15 protein-coding genes and 1 pseudogene are annotated in these 17988 nt (G+C 72.0%); 13 read left to right on the top strand and 3 right to left on the bottom strand.

The window, feature by feature from the left end; all coding sequences use genetic code 11:
• Positions 1–41: 41 nt before the first annotated feature.
• The 3 genes from ASF35_RS15605 to ASF35_RS15595 all read left to right on the top strand — a co-directional run bounded on the left by ASF35_RS15605 (position 42) and on the right by ASF35_RS15595 (position 3399).
• Positions 42–1418 carry an FAD-dependent oxidoreductase gene (locus tag ASF35_RS15605; RefSeq protein WP_055969485.1) on the top strand — a complete coding sequence of 459 codons (1377 nt, stop codon included), beginning with the start codon at positions 42–44 and terminating at the stop codon, positions 1416–1418.
• Positions 1419–1469: 51 nt separating this feature from the next.
• The gene (gene fbaA, locus ASF35_RS15600) at positions 1470–2489 is read left to right on the top strand and encodes a class II fructose-bisphosphate aldolase (protein WP_055969482.1); all 1020 of its coding nucleotides are present in this window, start codon (positions 1470–1472) and stop codon (positions 2487–2489) included.
• Positions 2490–2994: 505 nt separating this feature from the next.
• Complete coding sequence (locus tag ASF35_RS15595; RefSeq protein ID WP_055969480.1) at positions 2995–3399, top strand: DUF3151 domain-containing protein; 405 nt, start codon at positions 2995–2997, stop codon at positions 3397–3399.
• 31 nt (positions 3400–3430) lie between these two features.
• Here the strand turns inward: ASF35_RS15595 and ASF35_RS15590 are convergent, their stop codons facing one another.
• Positions 3431–4345 (bottom strand): diacylglycerol kinase family protein, encoded by a 915-nt coding sequence (locus ASF35_RS15590; RefSeq protein ID WP_055969477.1) that lies wholly within the window; start codon positions 4343–4345, stop codon positions 3431–3433.
• 209 nt (positions 4346–4554) lie between these two features.
• Here ASF35_RS15590 and ASF35_RS15585 point away from each other — a divergent pair, with 209 nt between their 5' ends.
• The 6 genes and pseudogenes from ASF35_RS15585 (at position 4555) to ASF35_RS15560 (ending at position 14470) form a co-directional block, all read left to right on the top strand.
• Positions 4555–5850, top strand: coding sequence for an adenylosuccinate synthase (locus ASF35_RS15585; RefSeq protein WP_055969472.1), 1296 nt, complete (start codon positions 4555–4557; stop codon positions 5848–5850).
• On the top strand, positions 5847–7106 hold the full coding sequence (purD, locus tag ASF35_RS15580; protein ID WP_055969469.1) for a phosphoribosylamine--glycine ligase: 1260 nt from the start codon (positions 5847–5849) through the stop codon (positions 7104–7106). The genes ASF35_RS15585 and purD overlap by 4 nt, the downstream gene beginning before the upstream one ends.
• A gap of 75 nt (positions 7107–7181) precedes the next feature.
• Positions 7182–8603 (top strand): adenylosuccinate lyase, encoded by a 1422-nt coding sequence (gene purB / locus ASF35_RS15575; RefSeq protein WP_235492875.1) that lies wholly within the window; start codon positions 7182–7184, stop codon positions 8601–8603.
• 14 nt (positions 8604–8617) lie between these two features.
• Positions 8618–11884 carry a CDP-glycerol glycerophosphotransferase family protein gene (locus ASF35_RS15570; protein WP_156368064.1) on the top strand — a complete coding sequence of 1089 codons (3267 nt, stop codon included), beginning with the start codon at positions 8618–8620 and terminating at the stop codon, positions 11882–11884.
• A gap of 52 nt (positions 11885–11936) precedes the next feature.
• Positions 11937–12785, top strand: a pseudogene (locus ASF35_RS15565) (phosphoribosylaminoimidazolesuccinocarboxamide synthase); the annotation flags it as partial.
• A gap of 116 nt (positions 12786–12901) precedes the next feature.
• A complete protein-coding gene (locus ASF35_RS15560; RefSeq protein ID WP_055969456.1) occupies positions 12902–14470 on the top strand; it encodes a long-chain fatty acid--CoA ligase in 1569 nt (522 codons plus the stop codon).
• 72 nt (positions 14471–14542) lie between these two features.
• On the opposite strand, the gene ASF35_RS15555 is transcribed toward ASF35_RS15560, so the two are convergent.
• Together ASF35_RS15555 and ASF35_RS15550 are read right to left on the bottom strand one after the other, a co-directional pair.
• Positions 14543–15268 carry a CPBP family intramembrane glutamic endopeptidase gene (locus ASF35_RS15555; protein WP_055969454.1) on the bottom strand — a complete coding sequence of 242 codons (726 nt, stop codon included), beginning with the start codon at positions 15266–15268 and terminating at the stop codon, positions 14543–14545.
• Between the two features lie 7 nt (positions 15269–15275).
• Complete coding sequence (locus ASF35_RS15550) at positions 15276–16133, bottom strand: NAD(P)-dependent oxidoreductase (protein WP_156368063.1); 858 nt, start codon at positions 16131–16133, stop codon at positions 15276–15278.
• Positions 16134–16207: 74 nt separating this feature from the next.
• On the opposite strand from ASF35_RS15550, the gene purS reads away from it, so the two are divergent.
• Genes purS through ASF35_RS15530 form a run of 4 tightly spaced genes read left to right on the top strand, consistent with a single transcriptional unit; the run spans position 16208 to position 17950 of the window.
• The gene (purS, locus tag ASF35_RS15545) at positions 16208–16450 is read left to right on the top strand and encodes a phosphoribosylformylglycinamidine synthase subunit PurS (protein ID WP_055969451.1); all 243 of its coding nucleotides are present in this window, start codon (positions 16208–16210) and stop codon (positions 16448–16450) included.
• A gap of 25 nt (positions 16451–16475) precedes the next feature.
• A complete protein-coding gene (purQ, locus tag ASF35_RS15540; RefSeq protein ID WP_055969449.1) occupies positions 16476–17147 on the top strand; it encodes a phosphoribosylformylglycinamidine synthase subunit PurQ in 672 nt (223 codons plus the stop codon).
• Positions 17144–17362, top strand: coding sequence for an SCO4848 family membrane protein (locus ASF35_RS15535; RefSeq protein WP_055969445.1), 219 nt, complete (start codon positions 17144–17146; stop codon positions 17360–17362). Before purQ ends, ASF35_RS15535 begins: the two co-directional genes overlap by 4 nt.
• Before the next feature lie 36 nt (positions 17363–17398).
• Positions 17399–17950: an NYN domain-containing protein gene (locus tag ASF35_RS15530; protein ID WP_055969442.1), complete on the top strand. Its 552-nt coding sequence runs from the start codon at positions 17399–17401 to the stop codon at positions 17948–17950.
• The last annotated feature ends 38 nt before the right edge of the window (positions 17951–17988 follow it).

The following is a 17988-nucleotide window of genomic DNA, read 5'->3' as shown; positions in this document are numbered from 1 at the left end:
TGGGCGGGCGTGCGTCGGTGCGTCGCCCTAGGCTCGGGAGCATGAGCCGCGTCGTCGTCATCGGGGGTGACGCGGCGGGCATGACGGCCGCGTCGTCCCTCAACCGTCTCGTGCCCGACGTGGAGGTGGTGGTGCTCGAGCGCGGGCACCACACCTCCTACTCCGCCTGCGGGGTGCCGTACTGGGTCGCGGGCGAGGTCGACGGCCCCGACGCCCTCGTGGCCAGGACCCCCGAGGAGCACCGCGAACGGGGCATCGACGTGCGCCTCGGCAGCGAGGCGACCGCGGTCGACACCGACGCGCGCACCGTGACCTACCGCGACCTCGCAGGCGAGCAGGTCGTCACCTACGACCGCCTCGTCGTCGCCACCGGAGCGCGTTCGATCCTGCCCGAGCTGCCGGGCATCGACGCCGGGAACGTGCAGACCGTCAAGGACCTCGTCGACGGCCAGCAGGTGCTCGACCGCATCCGCGCCGGCGCGCGCCGGGTGGCCGTCGTCGGCAGCGGCTACATCGGCATCGAGATGGCCGAGGCGTGCCTGGCCCAGGGGCTCGAGGTCACCGTGGTCGAGCGCGAGAGCACCCCGCTGCCGATCGTCGAGGACGAGATCGGTGAGCTCGTCGCCGACGCCATGCGCGAGAAGGGTGCCCAGGTGGTCACCGGTGCCGCGGTCACCGGCTTCGGCGTGGGAGCGGACGGCGCCGTCACCTCCGTGCGCACCGACGAGGACGACTACCCGGCCGACCTGGTCGTCGCGGCCTTCGGAGTCGCGCCGCGTGGCGACCTGCTCACGACCGCTGCCACTGGGCCGAAGGACGGCATCGTCACCGACGACCAGCAGCGGGTGCTCCGTCCGGACGGGTCGGTCCTGGCCGACGTCTGGGCCGCGGGTGACTGCGTGGTCACCCTCGACCGCCTCACGGGGACACCGATCCACCTGCCGCTCGGGACCCACGCCAACAAGCAGGGCATGGTGGCGGGGGAGTCCCTGGCGGCCTCGCTCGGCGCCGACTGGTCGGGACGGGTCTTCCCCGGCGCCGTGCAGACCGCCATCACCAAGTTCTGCGACCTCGAGATCGCGCGCGCCGGACTCGGCCGTGCCCAGGCCGATGACGCCGGGCTCGACGTCGTGAGCGCCTCGGTGGAGTCCACCACCGTCGCCGGCTACTACCCGGGTGCGGAGCCCATGACGTTGTGGGGGCTCGCCGAGCGTGGGACGCGGCGCCTGCTCGGCGTGCAGGTCGCGGGCGGGCGCGGCGCGGGCGCCCGGATCGACGTGGCGGCCATGGCGCTGTGGTCGCAGATGTCCGTCGACGAGCTGGTCATGACCGACCTGTCGTACGCGCCGCCGTTCTCGTCGGTGTGGAGCCCGGTGCAGGTGCTCGCCCGGGCTCTCGTGAAGCGCCTGGACCAGTAGGGTTGACGTGACCGCTCGTCCGGTCGACCAGCCGACCTCCAGGAGACCTCCATGCCCGTCGCCACTCCCGAGATCTACGCCGCGATGCTCGACAAGGCCAAGGCCGAGTCGTTCGCGTACCCGGCGATCAACGTCTCGTCGTCGCAGACGCTGAACGCCGCACTCGCGGGATTCGCCGAGGCAGGGTCCGACGGCATCATCCAGGTCTCCACCGGCGGCGCGGAGTACTTCTCCGGCCCCACCGTCAAGGACATGGTGTCCGGCTCGCTGGCGTTCGCCGCCTTCGCGCAGGAGGTGGCCAAGAAGTACCCGGTCAACGTCGCGCTGCACACCGACCACTGCCCGAAGGACAAGCTCGACGGCTTCGTCCGGCCCCTGCTGGCCGCGTCGGCCGAGCGGGTCGCCGGCGGCGGGCTGCCGTACTTCCAGTCGCACATGTGGGACGGCTCGGCCGTGCCGCTCGACGAGAACCTGGTGATCGCGCAGGAGCTGCTCGAGAAGGCTGCCGCCGCCCACATCATCCTCGAGGTCGAGATCGGCGTCGTCGGTGGCGAGGAGGACGGCGTCGAGGCCGAGATCAACGACAAGCTCTACACGACGCCCGAGGACGCCCTGGCCACCGCCGAGGCCCTCGGTCTGGGCGAGAAGGGCCGCTACCTGACGGCCCTCACGTTCGGCAACGTGCACGGCGTCTACAAGCCGGGCAACGTGAAGCTGCGGCCCGAGGTGCTCAAGGCCGCGCAGGATGCGGTCAGCCAGAAGTACGGCAAGGACGCCCCGTTCGACTTCGTCTTCCACGGCGGGTCGGGCTCGCTGCCCGAGGAGATCTCGGCGGCGGTCGACTACGGCGTCGTGAAGATGAACGTCGACACCGACACCCAGTACGCCTTCACCCGCCCGGTGGTCGGCCACATGTTCAGCAACTACGACGGCGTGCTGAAGATCGACGGCGAGGTCGGCAACAAGAAGGCCTACGACCCCCGAGCCTGGGGCAAGGCCGCCGAGGCCGGCATGGCCGCCCGCGTGGTCGAGGCCTGCCAGAACCTGCGGTCGGCCGGCACCTCCCTCTGAGGTCACGGTCTCGGGCGGTTTGACGCCTTCGCGTCGGTTTCCCGCCTCCGGATCGACGTGAAGGCGTCACAACGCGGATCGGGTGCCCGGGGAAGCCGGTCGCGCCCGGTTCGGGGCTGCGCCGGTTGCCGCGGGCATCGAGGTGGGCTCCGAAAGGGCCTCGACCGGGGCGGACCCGGCGTGCCGGCGGGGTTCCCGGGCCGCGGCTCGCGTTTCGGACACTTCCGGGGCGGTTGAAGGGGTCGGAATGCCCCGGAAGTGTCCGAATCCAGCGTTGTGACGCCATTGCGTCGATTGCGGGCCGCGAGATCGACGTCAAGGCGTCAAGACGCGGATCGGGGGCCCGGGGCGCCCGGCCGTGCCCGGCGCTCCTGTCCGTCGAGGCTCTTTCGGAGGCCGCCGCGAGACCCAGCCGCAGCAGCGCAGCATCAACGCCGAAGCCGGGCCCGACCCCACGCTGGACGCGCGAGGCGGCGAGCGGGACCCGGTGCGTAGGGTCGACACCATGACGAACCTGCTGGGCGAGCCGCCCGAGACGTTCCTGCCCGTCGACCCCGGGGCCGCGGAGCTGGCGACCGGCACGTCGCCGCAGGCCGTGGCCTCGACGACCCCGGACTCGGTCCTCGCGTGGGCCCTGCTGGCGCAGGACGCGCTCGACGACGGACGCGACCTGGAGGGCTACGCCTTCGCGCGCACGGCCTACCACCGCTCGCTGGACTCCTTGCGGCGCAACGGCTGGAAGGGTCACGGACCGGTGCCGTGGTCGCACGAGCCCAACCAGGGCTTCCTCCGCTCGCTCGCCGTGCTCGCCACGGGGTCCGAGCGGCTCGGCGACGACGCCGAGGCGCATCGCTGCCGCGAGTTCCTCCACGAGTCGAGCCCGGAGGCGTACGCCGAGCTCGTGCGCTGACCCCTCGGACCCCCGTGGGGGCGGGTGCGTGTCAGTCCGGGAGGTCCGGAGGCGCGCCGGCCGGGGCGCGCAGGCGCAGGCGACCGGGCTCGACCCGCCATGCGTGCCGCGTGCTCGGCGACGCGATCTCGCCGTCCAGGTTCGCCGGCGTCGACTCGCCGGTCACCGTCACCTCGTGCACCTTCAGGTACACGACGTCGTCGCGCATCGGGTGCCGACCGCGCCGCAGTCGCCACGCGTAGGCGAGGCGCTTCCAGCGGGCGTGCGCCCACACCACGGCCACGTCGAGCGACCCGTCGAAGGGGTCGGCCTCCGGCAGGAGCGGCGCGCCGCCCCCCACGTACCGGCCGTTGCCCACCGCCACCTGGATGAGCCGACGCGGTGAGTGCACGGGCTGCCCGTCCACCGTCACCGACGCGCGGATGCCCTTGCCGACGACACCCGTGATGACGGCGCCCATGGCGTAGCCGACGGGCCCGAAGGCCTTCTTCCACGGCTCCGCCTTGATGTTGGCCTCCGCGCCCAGCCCGATGTGCGCGGCATTCACGACGAGCCGGTCGTCGTCGTCGCGGATCAGGTCGGCGAGCCGGGGCTCGGAGTCGAGGGCCTGACGGGCCGCCTCGACCGGGTCGTCGCTGATGCCCAGCGTGCGCACGAAGTCGTTGCCCGTCCCGAGGGGGACGATCGCGAGCTCGACGTCGTCGAACTGGTCGAGGTCGTCGATCGCGGTGACCACGGCGTGGATGCTGCCGTCCCCTCCGACCGCCACGACCACGCCGCCGCGCGCCGCACGCACCGCGTCCCGCAGGTCGTCGGCGTCCTCGGTGCGGCGCACCTCGAGGGTCACGCGCGCCCGCAACGTCTCGAGCGCCTCCTCGAGGCGCGGGTCGTCGCTGCTGCCTGCCTGGGCGTTCACCACAGCGACCCAGGGTCCCGTGCCGGTCATGGCGCTCCCTCCGCGCTGGCGTCGTCGTACGAAACGCCCCCTCCCGGCGCCCTCGGAGCCTATGCCCCGACGGCACCCGGCGCAGCGTCGACCACCTCGGCATTCGCGGCTGGGACGCTCGTCCCGATACGATGCGGCAGTCAGAGCCCCGCACCGTCGGGGCTTCTCTCGCGTCACAGCGTCACTACGAACCTCGAGGGGTGCATCGCATGCCCGCAGTCGTCATCGTCGGAGCCCAGTGGGGTGACGAGGGCAAGGGCAAGGCCACCGACCTGCTCGGCAGCCGCGTCGACTACGTCGTCAAGTTCAACGGCGGCAACAACGCCGGCCACACCGTCGTCATCGGCGACGAGAAGTACGCCCTCCACCTGCTGCCGAGCGGCATCCTGTCGCCCGGGTGCACACCGATCATCGGCAACGGCGTCGTGATCGACCTCGACGTCCTGTTCGAGGAGATCGACGCCCTCGAGGCGCGTGGGATCGACACGAGCGCCCTGCGCGTGAGCGCGAACGCCCACCTCATCGCCGACTACAACCGCACCCTCGACAAGGTGACGGAGCGCTTCCTCGGCAGCCGCAAGATCGGCACCACCGGGCGAGGCATCGGGCCCACCTACGCCGACAAGATGAACCGGCTGGGCGTGCGCGTGCAGGACCTCTTCGACGAGAAGATCCTGCGCGCCAAGGTCGAGGGCGCGCTCGAGCTGAAGAACCAGATGCTCACCAAGGTCTACAACCGTCGGGCGGTGAGCGTCGACGAGATCGTCGACCAGCTGCTCGTGCACGCCGAGCGGCTGCGGCCCATGGTCGCCGACACCGCGCTCGTGCTGCACGAGGCGCTGGACCGCGGCGAGACGGTGCTGCTCGAGGCCGGCCAGGCCACGCTCCTCGACGTCGACCACGGCACGTACCCCTTCGTCACGTCGTCGTCGGCCACCACCGGCGGCGCGTGCACCGGCTCGGGCATCGCGCCCACCCGGATCACCCGCGTCATCGGCATCGTCAAGGCGTACGCCACCCGCGTGGGGGAGGGTCCCTTCCCCACCGAGCTCTTCGACGAGGACGGCGAGCGCCTGCGCACCAACGGCGGCGAGTTCGGCACCACGACGGGCCGTCCGCGACGCTGCGGCTGGTACGACGCCCCGGTGGCGCGCTACGCGGCACGCATCAACGGCGTCACCGACTTCGTGCTCACGAAGCTCGACGTGCTCACCGGGTGGGACCGCATCCCCGTGTGCGTCGCCTACGACGTCGACGGCGAGCGGGTGGACGAGATGCCCACGACCCAGACCGGCTTCCACCACGCCAAGCCGATCTACGAGTACTTCGACGGCTGGACCGAGGACATCTCCGGCGCCCGGACCATGGACGACCTTCCCGAGGCGGCGCAGCGGTACGTGCGTGCCGTCGAGACGATGTCGGGGGCGCGCATCTCCGCCGTCGGCGTCGGCCCGGACCGCGAGGAGACCGTGGTGCTGCACGACCTCCTGGAGGACGAGGCATGAGGACGCTGGTCATCGGCACGGGCGGGCGCGAGCACGCCCTCGCCCTCGCGCTGTCCCGTGACCCGGGCGTGACCGAGGTGCACGCGGCCCCCGGGAACCCCGGCATCGCCGACGTCGCGAGCCTGCACGACGTCGACCCGCTCGACGGGGCGGCCGTGGCGGCGCTGGCCACCTCGCTGGGTGCCGACCTGGTGGTGGTGGGTCCCGAGGCGCCGCTGGTGGCCGGGGTCGCCGACGCCGTCCGCGACGCCGGCATCGCCTGCTTCGGCCCGTCGCGTGCCGCAGCGCAGCTGGAGGGCTCGAAGGCCTTCGCCAAGCAGGTCATGGCCGCCGCCGAGGTGCCCACCGCCCTGGCGCACGTCTGCGAGACGCCCGAGGAGGTCGTGGCCGCGCTCGACGCGTTCGGCCCGCCCTACGTCGTGAAGGACGACGCCCTCGCCGCCGGCAAGGGCGTGGTCGTCACCGAGGACCGCCAGGCCGCCGTCGCCCACGCGGCGGGGTGCGACCGCGTGGTCATCGAGGAGTTCCTCGACGGTCCGGAGGTCTCGCTCTTCGCCATCACCGACGGGGAGACGGTGCTGCCGCTGCTCCCCGCCCAGGACTTCAAGCGTGCCCTCGAGGGCGACGCCGGCCCGAACACCGGTGGCATGGGCGCCTACACGCCGCTCGACTGGACGCCCGAGGACCTCGTGGCCGAGGTCTCCCGTCGCGTGCTCGTGCCCACGGTCCAGGAGATGTCTCGTCGTGGCACCCCGTTCCAGGGTCTGCTCTACGCGGGACTGGCGCTCACGTCGCGCGGCGTGCGGGTCGTGGAGTTCAACGCGCGCTTCGGCGACCCCGAGACCCAGGCCATCCTCGCGCTGCTGCGCACGCCGCTGTCGTCGCTGCTGCACGGTGCCGCCACCGGGGAGCTCGCCTCCGTCGGCCTGCCGTCCTGGCACGACGGCACCGCCGTCACGGTGGTCATGGCCTCCGCCGGCTACCCCGCCACCTCGAGCTCGGGCGACGTGATCCTGGGCGTCGGGGCGGCCGACGCCATCGACGGTGTCGACGTGATCCACGCGGGCACCGCGCTCGACGAGGACGGTCGGCTGGTCACCGCAGGCGGTCGCGTGCTGTCGGTCACCGGAGTGGGTGAGAACCTCGAGCACGCCCGCGACCGCGCCTACGCCGGGGTCGACGCGATCTCCTTCGAGGGCGCCCAGTTCCGCTCCGACATCGCCCTCGCCGCCCAGCGCGGCGAGATCGAGGTCTGACGGTCGGCCCGGCCTCCTGGTCGGGCTCCGGGACCGTGGTGAGCCGCGGGAGGCCGCGGTGGGAGGATGGCGTCCGTGACGACGCCCAACGTTCTGGCCCACCGCTACGCCTCGCCCGAGATCGCCCGCATCTGGTCGCCCGAGCACAAGATCGTGCTCGAGCGGCAGCTGTGGATCGCGGTGCTGAAGGCACAGCGCGACCTCGGGGTGGAGACGCCCGACGGCGTGATCGAGGCGTACGAGGCCGTGGTCGACCAGGTCGACCTCGCGTCGATCGCCGAGCGTGAGAAGGTCACCCGCCACGACGTGAAGGCCCGCATCGAGGAGTTCGCCGCGCTGGCCGGCAGCGAGCACATCCACAAGGGCATGACGTCGCGCGACCTCACCGAGAACGTCGAGCAGCTCCAGGTGCGTGCCTCGCTGCAGGTGCTGCGCTCGCGCGCGGTGGCGGCCCTGGCCCGCCTGGGGCGGCTCGCGGCCGAGCACGCGGAGCTGGTCATGGCCGGGCGCAGCCACAACGTCGCCGCGCAGGCCACCACGCTCGGCAAGCGCTTCGCCACCGCGGCCGACGAGCTGCTCACCGGCGTGGGCCGGCTCGACGACCTGCTGGCCCGGTACCCGCTGCGAGGCATCAAGGGTCCGGTCGGCACCGCCCAGGACCAGCTCGACCTCCTCGGTGGGGACCAGCAGGCGCTCGCCGACCTCGAGGGACGGATCGCCGCCCACCTCGGCTTCGACCGCGTGCTCACCAGCGTCGGCCAGGTGTACCCGCGCTCGCTCGACTACGACGTGGTGACCTCGCTGGCCCAGCTCGTGGCGGCCCCCTCCAACCTGGCCACCACGATCCGCCTGATGGCGGGCAACGAGCTGGTCACGGAGGGCTTCAAGCCCGGCCAGGTGGGCTCGAGCGCCATGCCGCACAAGATGAACACCCGCTCCTGCGAGCGCGTCAACGGCCTGGCCGTCATCGTCCGCGGGTACGTCTCGATGGTGGGCGAGCTGGCCGGTGACCAGTGGAACGAGGGCGACGTGTCGTGCTCGGTGGTCCGCCGGGTGGCGCTGCCCGACGCGTTCTACGCCGCCGACGGCCTGTTCGAGACGTTCCTGACGGTGCTCGACGAGTTCGGCGTCTTCCCGGCCGTCGTCCAGCGCGAGCTCGACCGCTACCTGCCGTTCCTCGCGACGACGAAGGTGCTCATGGCGGCGGTGCGGGCCGGTGTCGGCCGCGAGGTCGCCCACGAGGTCATCAAGGAGCACGCCGTGGGCGTCGCCCTCGAGATGCGCGAGAAGGGCGCGGCCCGCAACGAGCTCTTCGACCGCCTGGCCGCCGACGAGCGCCTGGCGCTCACCCAGCCCGACCTCGCGATGCTCGTCGCCGCGCCGCTGGAGTTCACCGGTGCGGCCACGGCCCAGGTGGCCGCCGTCGTCGCGCAGGTCGACGCCGTCGTCTCGGCAGATCCGGAGGCGGCTGCCTACGCGCCTGGCGCGATCCTGTGAGGCAGGCCGCCGCCGTGCGCGCGCAGCTCGGTCGTCTGCGCCGGGCCGTCGCGCGACGTGGTGGCGGCGCGCCTCCCACGGCACCGCGCGTTCCGGTGCGCCAGCGACTCGAGCTCGAGCTCGACGGCACCGTCCTGCGCATCACGGGGCGGCTGCGCGAGACGCACCGGGTCACCGGGCTGGTCGCCCGCTGGGGTCCAGCCGGCGACGAGTCGCAGGTCCGGGTGGCGTGCGTACCCAGCAGTGACTTCGACGTGGAGCTCGACCTCGCGTCGACCGACCTCGTGCCCGCCGACGCACGCTCGGTGGCGCTGTTCCTCGACACGAGGACCGCCGACGACCCGTCGCGCGAGCTGCGCCTCGGGCGAGCGGCGCAGATCGTCCGTCGCGGCACCGACGTCGGGGTCCCGGTCGCAGGCTCGAGGCGCTGGGTCCACCTGACGGCGAAGAGCACCGTGTCCATCGTCCTTGCGGACGTGTCGCCGTCGCAGCACAAGGTCGACTCCTTCTCGCTCACCGTGGCGGAGGGGCACGCCCAGGTGAAGGCGGACCTCGCGAGCTCCGACCAGCCGTTCGCCGCGGTCACGCTGCAGCTGCGCAACCGGCGCACCGGCGCGCAGGTCGCGGTGCCGCTCGACCCGGTCGCGGACACCGAGCGTGAGCGCGCGACCGGCCACTGGGTGGTCGCGGCCACCGGGACGATCCCTGTCGAGCGGTGCCGTGACGTCGTGCAGGACGCCGAGCAGATCGATGTCGTCCTTGCGGTCGCCCACCCGTCCGAGGCGGAACCGGTCGACGTCCCCGTCCCGGAGTCGGCGCTGGGCGAGATGGCGCCCGAGCTGGTCGTCGTCGACGGCGCACGGGTCCACGTGCTGTCCACGTACGTGACCTTCCGGGTCAAGCGGCTCGCGCTGTCCGTCCAGACGTACGACGCCGACGCCCACGCCCTGCTGACCCGACTGCGTCGCGTCGCCTGGGCGCTCTGGCTGGTCCGTCCATGGGCGCGGGTGTGGCTGGTCGGGGAGACGGGCGGCAGGGCGGACGACAACGGGTACCACTTCTTCGCGTGGGTGCGCGCGCACCACCCGCGACGTCGCGTCTACTTCGTCACCGACGTCGGCTCCGAGGGCCACGCGAGGGTGGCGCCACTCGGCCAGGTCGTGGTGCGGGGCTCTCGGCGGCACGTGTGGCTCGCCCTCGTGGCTTCCCGGTACCTCTACACCCACGGCGTGGGTGAGCTGCTGGCCGGGCGCGCCGACTGGGTGGTCAAGCGCTCCCGCGGACGCCGCGTCTTCCTGCAGCACGGCGTGACGGCGATGAAGAACGTGACGCGGCACTACGGACGACGACCCGCCCAGGGGCTCGCGTCCGACGTCGTGATCGCGTGCTCGCCGTTGGAGCGACGGATCTTCGTCGAGGACTACCTCTACGCGCCTCACCAGGTCGCGGTCACCGGGTTCGCCCGGTTCGACGCGCTGCTGGCCGACCCGCCCGAGCCCGACCGGCTGCTGCTCGTCATGCCGACGTGGCGCGACTGGTTGCGCAGTGCCGACGACCCGACGACGACGGACTACGTGCGCCAGTGGCACGACGTCCTCGACCACCCGCACCTGCGGCGTCAGCTCGAGGAGCGGGGCACGCGGGTCGTGCTCGTCCTCCATCCGAACGCCGCGATCGTCGCTGACCAGCTGGTGGCCGAGGGGGTCGAGGTCCGTGTGGCCGGCACGTTCGACCTGCAGGAGCTCCTGCGCCGTGCCTCCGTCCTGCTGACCGACTACTCCAGCGTGGCGTGGGACGCGGCGTTCCTGCGTCGGCCCGTGGGGTTCTTCCAGTTCGACCAGGCCCGCATGCTCGTCGGAGCACGCGGGCCGCACATCGACCTCGAGACCCAGCTGCCGGGTCCTGTGCTGCGCAGCGCCGACGAGACCGCGTCCTGGGTCGCGGCGGCGCTCGAGAGCGGTGCGGGCATGGCTCCGCAGATGGTCGACCGTGCGGACCGCTTCCTCCAGCACCGCGACACCGGGGCCTGCGGACGCATCTACGACGTGGTCCGACGACGCGCACGCTGGCGTGACCGGGTGTGGCGGTTCCGTGCCGACCACCGCGCCGGCTACGACCGCTTCCGCGCCGGCCCGCACTACGTCCGGCTCGCCCGCGCCGTGTTCGGCCTCGCCGCGAGGCTGCCGCGGCGCGACCTGGTCGTCTTCGAGAGTGACCGCGGTGCCCGCTACGGCGACAGCCCACGGGCGATCTTCGAGCACCTCCAGGCGCGCGGGTCGACCGCGGAGCTCGTCTACGTCTCCTACACCCCGGTCCGGCTGGCCGAAGGTCCCGGGCGCAAGGTCGGCCGCTTCACCCTCGAGTACTTCTGGCTGCTCGGCCGCGCGAGGTACTGGGTCACGAACCAGAATCTCCCCGAGCTCGTCGAGACGCCCCGCGGCACGACGTACGTCCAGACGTGGCACGGCACCCCGCTGAAGAAGATGCAGCACGACGTCGAGCGGATGGCCGGGCGCGGCGACGACTACCACGAGAAGGCTGCGCACCTCACCCGTCAGTGGGACGTGCTGGTCTCGCCCAGTCCGTACGCGAGCGCCTGCTTCGAGAGCGCCTTCAGGTTCGAGGGACGGATGCTCGAGACGGGCTACCCCCGCAACGACGCGCTGGTGGGGGCCGACGCGCAGGAGCGCCGGGCGCTCGTCCGGAGGCGCCTGGGTGTCGCAGAGGACCGACTGCTCGTGCTCTACGCCCCCACCTTCCGCGACGACCAGCGCGTCGGTGCCTACTGGCGCCAGGACCTGGAGATCGACCTCGACCGCTGGCGCGAGGAGCTCGGCGCGACGGCGACGCTCGCGGTGCGCTTCCACAACCTCGTCCGGGAGCGGCCGAGCCTGCAGGAGCACGCCGACGTGGCTCTCGACGTCAGCAGGTATCCCGACACCCAGGAGCTTCTGCTGGCGTCCGACGTCCTCGTGACCGACTACAGCTCCGTCATGTTCGACTACAGCATCCTCGCCCGGCCGATGGTGTTCCTCGCGTCCGACCTCGACCACTACCAGCGGGAGCTGAGGGGGTTCTACCTCGATCTCGAGGTCGAGGCGCCGGGCCCGGTGGTCCGCAGCGGTGAGGCCCTGCTGGAGGTCCTGCGTGACGTCCCTGGCCTGAGGACGGCGTGGGCCGAGCGGCTCGCGCAGTTCCGAGCGACCTACGCCCCCTGGGACGACGGCGCTGCCGCGTCCCGCGTCGTCGACCACGTGATGTCGGACGTCCTGGCGGACTGACGTCCCGGGTCCGCTGTCGGACCATCCGGCTCTCAGGACCTAGGCTGTCGCCGTGCCTCTCGACGTCCCCGGTGCCCTGCACCTGCACTCCGGCAAGGTCCGCGACCTCTACGAGCTCGAGTCGGGCCACCTGCTCATGGTGGCGTCGGACCGGATCTCGGCCTACGACTTCGTGCTGAGCCCCGGCATCCCCGACAAGGGCGAGATCCTCACCCGCATGTCGCTGTGGTGGTTCGACCAGCTGGCCGACATCGTGCCGCACCACGTGGTCTCCACCCAGGTGCCCGAGCGGGTGCGTGGTCGCGCGCTCGTCGTCGAGAAGCTCGACATGTACCCGGTCGAGTGCGTGGTCCGTGGCTACCTGACCGGCTCCGGCCTCGCCGACTACCAGGCCACCGGCCAGGTGTGCGGCGTGCCGCTCCCGGACGGCCTGGTCGACGGGTCGCGCCTGCCGGAGCCGATCTTCACCCCCGCCTCGAAGGCCGAGCTGGGCGACCACGACGAGAACATCGACTTCGAGGCGGTCGTCGACCTCGTGGGGTCCGAGGTCGCCGAGCGGCTGCGCGACCTGACGCTCGCCGTGTACGCCCGCGCCGAGCGGGTGGCCCGCACCCGCGGCATCATCCTGGCCGACACCAAGCTCGAGTTCGGGGCCCGGCCCGACGGCACCATCGTGCTCGCCGACGAGGTCCTCACGCCCGACTCGTCGCGATTCTGGCCGGCCGAGACCTACCAGCCGGGCCGCGCCCAGTCGTCGTTCGACAAGCAGTTCGTGCGCGACTGGCTCACCACCGAGTCGGGCTGGGACCGGGCGAGCGACACGCCGCCCCCGACGCTCCCGGCCGAGGTCGTGGAGCGGACCCGCGAGCGCTACGTGCAGGCGTACGAGCAGCTCACCGGCTCCCGCTTCTGACGGTCGGTCGAGGCGCGTTCCGGGTGGGAGTCGCGTACTCGCGGTATCCGAGCGCTGGGTACTGTGGGTGACGTCGCACACACCCCCTGACCCGAGGAGCCGTCGTGGCCAATCTCGCCGCCCTGCTGGAGACCACCACCGAGAAGTACGCCGACCGGACGGCGATCGTCTTCGGCGACACCCGCCTGAACTACGCGCAGGTGAACGGTGCGGCCAACCAGGTGGCGAACCTGCTCGTGTCGCGGGGCGTCCAGCCGGGCGACAAGGTGGCGCTCTCGTGCCCGAACCTTCCGTACTTCACGATCATCTACTTCGGCATCCTCAAGGCAGGCGCCACGGTCGTTCCGCTGAACGTGCTGCTGCGCGGTCGTGAGGTCGCCTACCACCTCGACGACTCCGACGCGGTGGCCTACTTCGCGTTCGAGGGCACGCCGGACCTGCCGATCGGCGAGGCCGCGTGGGAGGGCTTCCAGGCGGTCGACGGCTGCAAGGACTTCTTCCTCATCAAGCTCGACTCCGCCGCCCCGGAGCCCATGGAGGCGCCCGAGTTCTACGCCCCGCTCGTGGCGCAGCAGCCGCCCACGTTCGAGACGGTCGAGCGCGACGACGACGACACCGCGGTCATCCTCTACACGTCGGGCACCACGGGCCAGCCCAAGGGCGCGGAGCTGCGGCACCGCAACATGCGCGACAACGCGCTGGCCGGCGCCGACCTGTTCGGCGCCGACGAGTCCAACCCCGACACCTACCTGTGCGTCCTGCCGCTGTTCCACTCCTTCGGGCAGACCTGCATCCAGAACGGCGCGGTGGCGTTCGGCGGCACCGTGGTCATGCTGCCGCGCTTCGAGGCGCAGGCGGCGCTCGGGCTCATGCTGAAGGAGCAGGTCACCTACTTCGCGGGTGTCCCCACCATGTACTGGGGCCTGCTGGGCGCGCTCGACGACAGCGTCGACGTGGCGACCATCGCGAAGAACCTGCGGGTCGCCGCAGCCGGCGGCTCGGCGCTCCCTGTCGACATCCACCGCCAGTTCTCCGAGCGCTTCGGGGTGACGATCCTCGAGGGCTACGGCCTGTCGGAGACGTCGCCCGTCGCGTCGTTCGCCCGCTACGGCGAGGAGCCGCGCGTCGGCTCCATCGGCGTGCCGATCCCCGGCGTGGAGATGAAGCTCATCGACGACGAGTGGAACGACGTGCCCGACGACGTCCAGGAGGACGGCAAGTCCGCGGTGGGCGAGATCGCCATCAAGGGCCACAACGTCATGAAGGGCTACTACGACCGTCCCGAGGCCACCGAGGAGGCCATCCACGACGGCTGGTTCCGCTCGGGCGACCTCGCGCGCAAGGACGCCGACGGCTTCTACTACATCGTCGACCGCAGCAAGGACATGATCATCCGCGGTGGCTTCAACGTGTACCCGCGTGAGCTCGAGGAGGTGCTGATCTCGCACCCGGCCGTCTCGCTGGTCGCCGTCATCGGCGTCCCCCACCAGTCGCACGGCGAGGAGATCAAGGCCGTGGTCGTCAAGGAGAAGGACCACGACGACGTCTCCGAGGCCGACCTCGTGGCGTGGGGCAAGGAGCAGTTCGCGGCCTACAAGTACCCGCGCATCGTGGAGTTCCGCGACGAGCTGCCGATGACCGCGACCGGCAAGATCCTCAAGCGCGAGATCTGAGCCCGGCTCGACCGATGATGTGCGACGGCCGGGTCCGGGGAGGCCCGGGCCCGGCCGTCCGCTCGTCCCTCGCTAGCGCAGCCCGAAGATCGGGGGGAGGGCGAGCAGCATGGTGAGCGACCACGTGCAGTGCGTGAGGACCGGCGCGAGGATGCCTCCCGAGGCGCGGCGCTGCAGTCCTACGACCACGCCGAGCAGGATCGCGGCGAACGCGAGCATCACGTTGCCCGTGGCGAGCGTCGCGACGGTGTAGGCCACGGTCGTCCAGACGACCGGGTGCCGGGGGATCGCGGCGTACGCGGCGCCGCGGAAGAACAGCTCCTCCGCCACGCCGTTGACGGCGGTGACGACGACGAGCACCGGCAACGTGCCCTCGGTCGCGAACCCCAGCACCTTCTCGACCTGGTCGGACAGCAGCGGGATGTCCCGCACGACGAGAGCGCCCACGACGAACACGCCCGCGAGCGCCAGACCGAGGGCGATGGGTTGCACGACGGGGCGGACGAGGCCGTCCTCGTCGTCGGGGTCGTCGGTGACGATGTGCCCCAGGTGGAGCCGACCGGACGCGAAGGCGCCGATGGTCCAGACCGCGGCGAGCCCGAACGTGAGCGGGTAGAACCACGGGCTGCCGGGCTCGACGCGCAACGAGATGGCGAGCACGACGGCGCCGAGCACCACGACACCGGCGGTCACCCACTGGCGCCGCCGGAGCGCCGCGGGCGACATGCGGTGGTCGCGGGACACGACCTCCCGCAGGGAGCGGTCGACCCAGCGTCGGCCCGGGTAGCTGCGCGTCACGGCGGGCTCAGCCGCGCGGCTCGAAGCCGGCGACGACCGCGGCCATGTCGTCATCACCGTGCCCGGCGTCGGAGGCGGCGGCGAAGCGGTCCCGCACGGACGCCAGGAGCGACGTGTCCATGACGTCCGCACCGGCGTCGAGCATGAGCGAGAGGTCCTTCACGACGCCGTCGACCGCGAAGGACGGCGTGAGGTCGTCGGCGAGGATCGCACGACCCTTCACATGGGCGTAGGGGGTGTCCACGGCCGTGCCTTCGATCGCCTCGAGGAAGAGGCCGGGGTCGACGCCCTGGACCCGTGCCAGCGTCAGCGCCTGCGCAGCGGCGGCGGTGAGCGAGGCGACCCAGGAGTTGCAGGCCAGCTTGAGGGCACTGGCCTGCCCCGCGGAGTCGCCGACGACGAGCGTGCGCGACCCGATGGCATCGAGCACGGGACGCGCCGCCGCGAGCGCCTCCTCGGGTCCGGAGGCGAGCACGGTCAGTGCACCGTCGGCGGCGGGCTTCTTCGTGCCGAGGACCGGGGCGTCGACGAGCACCCGGTCGTGCCGCTCGGCGAGGTCGTGCAGCCGGCGCGCGCCCTCGGGACCCACGGTCGCGGTCTGCAGCCACACGGCGGAGGGAGCAGACCCCGCCAGGGCCTGCTCCAGCACCTCCTGCACGGATGCCTCGTCGAACAGGGAGACCACGACCACGTCGGCGTCGGCGACCGCCTCGGCAGCGGTCGCGGCCACCTCGGCGCCCTGGTCCCGCAACGGCTCGGACTTCTCCGGGCTCCGGTTCCAGACGGTCGTCACGAGGCCGGCTCGCAGGACCGACGCGGCCATCCCGGCGCCCATGGCACCGAGCCCGATCACACTCACGCGCATGTCCCGACCGTACGTCGGACAGCGCGGTGGTGCCGAGTGAGAGGGTCGGGCCAGGACGCCGATAGGATGCCCACATGGCCCGCATCATCGTCGACGTCATGCCCAAGCCCGAGATCCTCGACCCGCAGGGCAAGGCCGTCCACGGCGCCCTTCCGCGGCTCGGTTTCGAGGGTGTCACCGACGTCCGCCAGGGCAAGCGCTTCGAGCTCGAGGTCGACGCGGCCGACGAGCCCACGCTGGCCGAGGTCGAGAAGATCGCCGGGACGCTGCTGTCCAACCCGGTCATCGAGGACTTCACCGTCCGCGTCGAGGGCTGAGGGCCCCACCCATGAGGAGCACGCCATGAAGATCGGCATCGTCACGTTCCCGGGGTCGCTCGACGACGTCGACGCACGCCGAGCCGTGCGCCTGGCCGGTGGTGAGGCGGTCGCACTCTGGCACGGCGACCACGACCTGCAGGGCGTCGACGCGGTCATCCTGCCCGGCGGCTTCTCCTACGGCGACTACCTGCGCTGCGGCGCCATCGCCCGGTTCGCCCCGGTGATGACCGAGGTCGTGGCGGCGGCCCAGGGCGGCATGCCCGTCCTCGGCATCTGCAACGGCTTCCAGATCCTCTGCGAGTCGCACCTGCTGCCCGGCGCGCTCATCCGCAACGACCACCGCACCTTCATCTGCCGCGACCAGGTCCTGTCGGTCGAGAACGCCGACACCGCGTGGACCACCGACTACACGGCCGGCCAGCACATCACCATCCCGCTCAAGAACGGTGAGGGTGGCTTCGTGGCCGACCAGGCCACGCTCGACCGGCTCGAGGGGGAGGGCCAGGTCGTCTTCCGCTACGTCGGCACCAACCCGAACGGGTCGTTGCGCGACATCGCGGGCATCACCAACGAGCGCGGCAACGTCGTGGGGCTCATGCCCCACCCCGAGCACGCCGTCGAGGACCTCTGTGGCCCCGGCACCGACGGCCTCGGCTTCTTCACCTCGGCCGTCAAGGCGCTCACCAGCGCATGAGCCTGCCCGTCGGCTGGTCCGTCGTCCTGCTCGTCACGGCAGCCTGGAACCTGTTCATCTGGCCGCAGTTCTGGCGTCGGGTGACCAAGGACGGCCGCGCCCGCGACGAGCAGGGCCGGCCCACGGCGTTCTTCCGCGTGCACGCGGTGCTGATCGGTGTCTCGCTCGCGCTCGGCGTCGCCGTGGGCGTGCTCGGGCTGCTGACCCTGCTCTGACCGGCGCGCGGCGCCGTCATGACTAGGGTGGGTGGCATGGAACGCCGCACCTACGTGCTCGTCGACGGGGAGAACATCGACGCGACCCTCGGTCAGTCGATCTTCGGCCGTCGCCCCCACCCCCACGAGCGCCCTCGGTGGGACCGGGTGCTCGCGTTCGCCGAGTCCACGTGGGACCAGCCCGCCCAGGGCCTGTTCTTCATCGCCGCGAACGGCGACGTGCCCATGTCGTTCGTGCAGGCGCTCACCGCCATGGACTACCGGCCCGTCCTGCTGTCGGGCACGCCCGACCAGAAGGTCGTCGACATCGCCATCCAGCGCACCCTCGAGGAGCTGGCCCGGCGCGACGCCGACGTCATGCTCGCGAGCAACGACGGCGACTTCGTCCCGCAGCTCGGCGCCCTCGTGGGCACCCGCAAGGTCGGTCTGCTCGCGTTCCGCGAGATGCGCAGCAGCGCCTTCGTCCCGCTCATCGAGCGCGGGCTCGAGTTCCACGACCTCGAGTACGACGTGCACGCCTTCAACGAGGAGCTCCCGCGCATCCGCGTGGTGCCGATCGACGAGTTCGACCCGGCTCAGTTCCTGTAGGCAGCCGGTGCTCCTCGCCTGCTGCTGAGTCGCTCGGC

It is taken from the genome of Aeromicrobium sp. Leaf291 (genome assembly GCF_001423365.1).
In the GTDB taxonomy this organism is placed as follows: Bacteria; Actinomycetota; Actinomycetes; order Propionibacteriales; family Nocardioidaceae; genus Aeromicrobium.
Note: the sequence above shows the minus strand (reverse complement) of the source record. Positions and strands in the feature narration are given on the sequence as shown.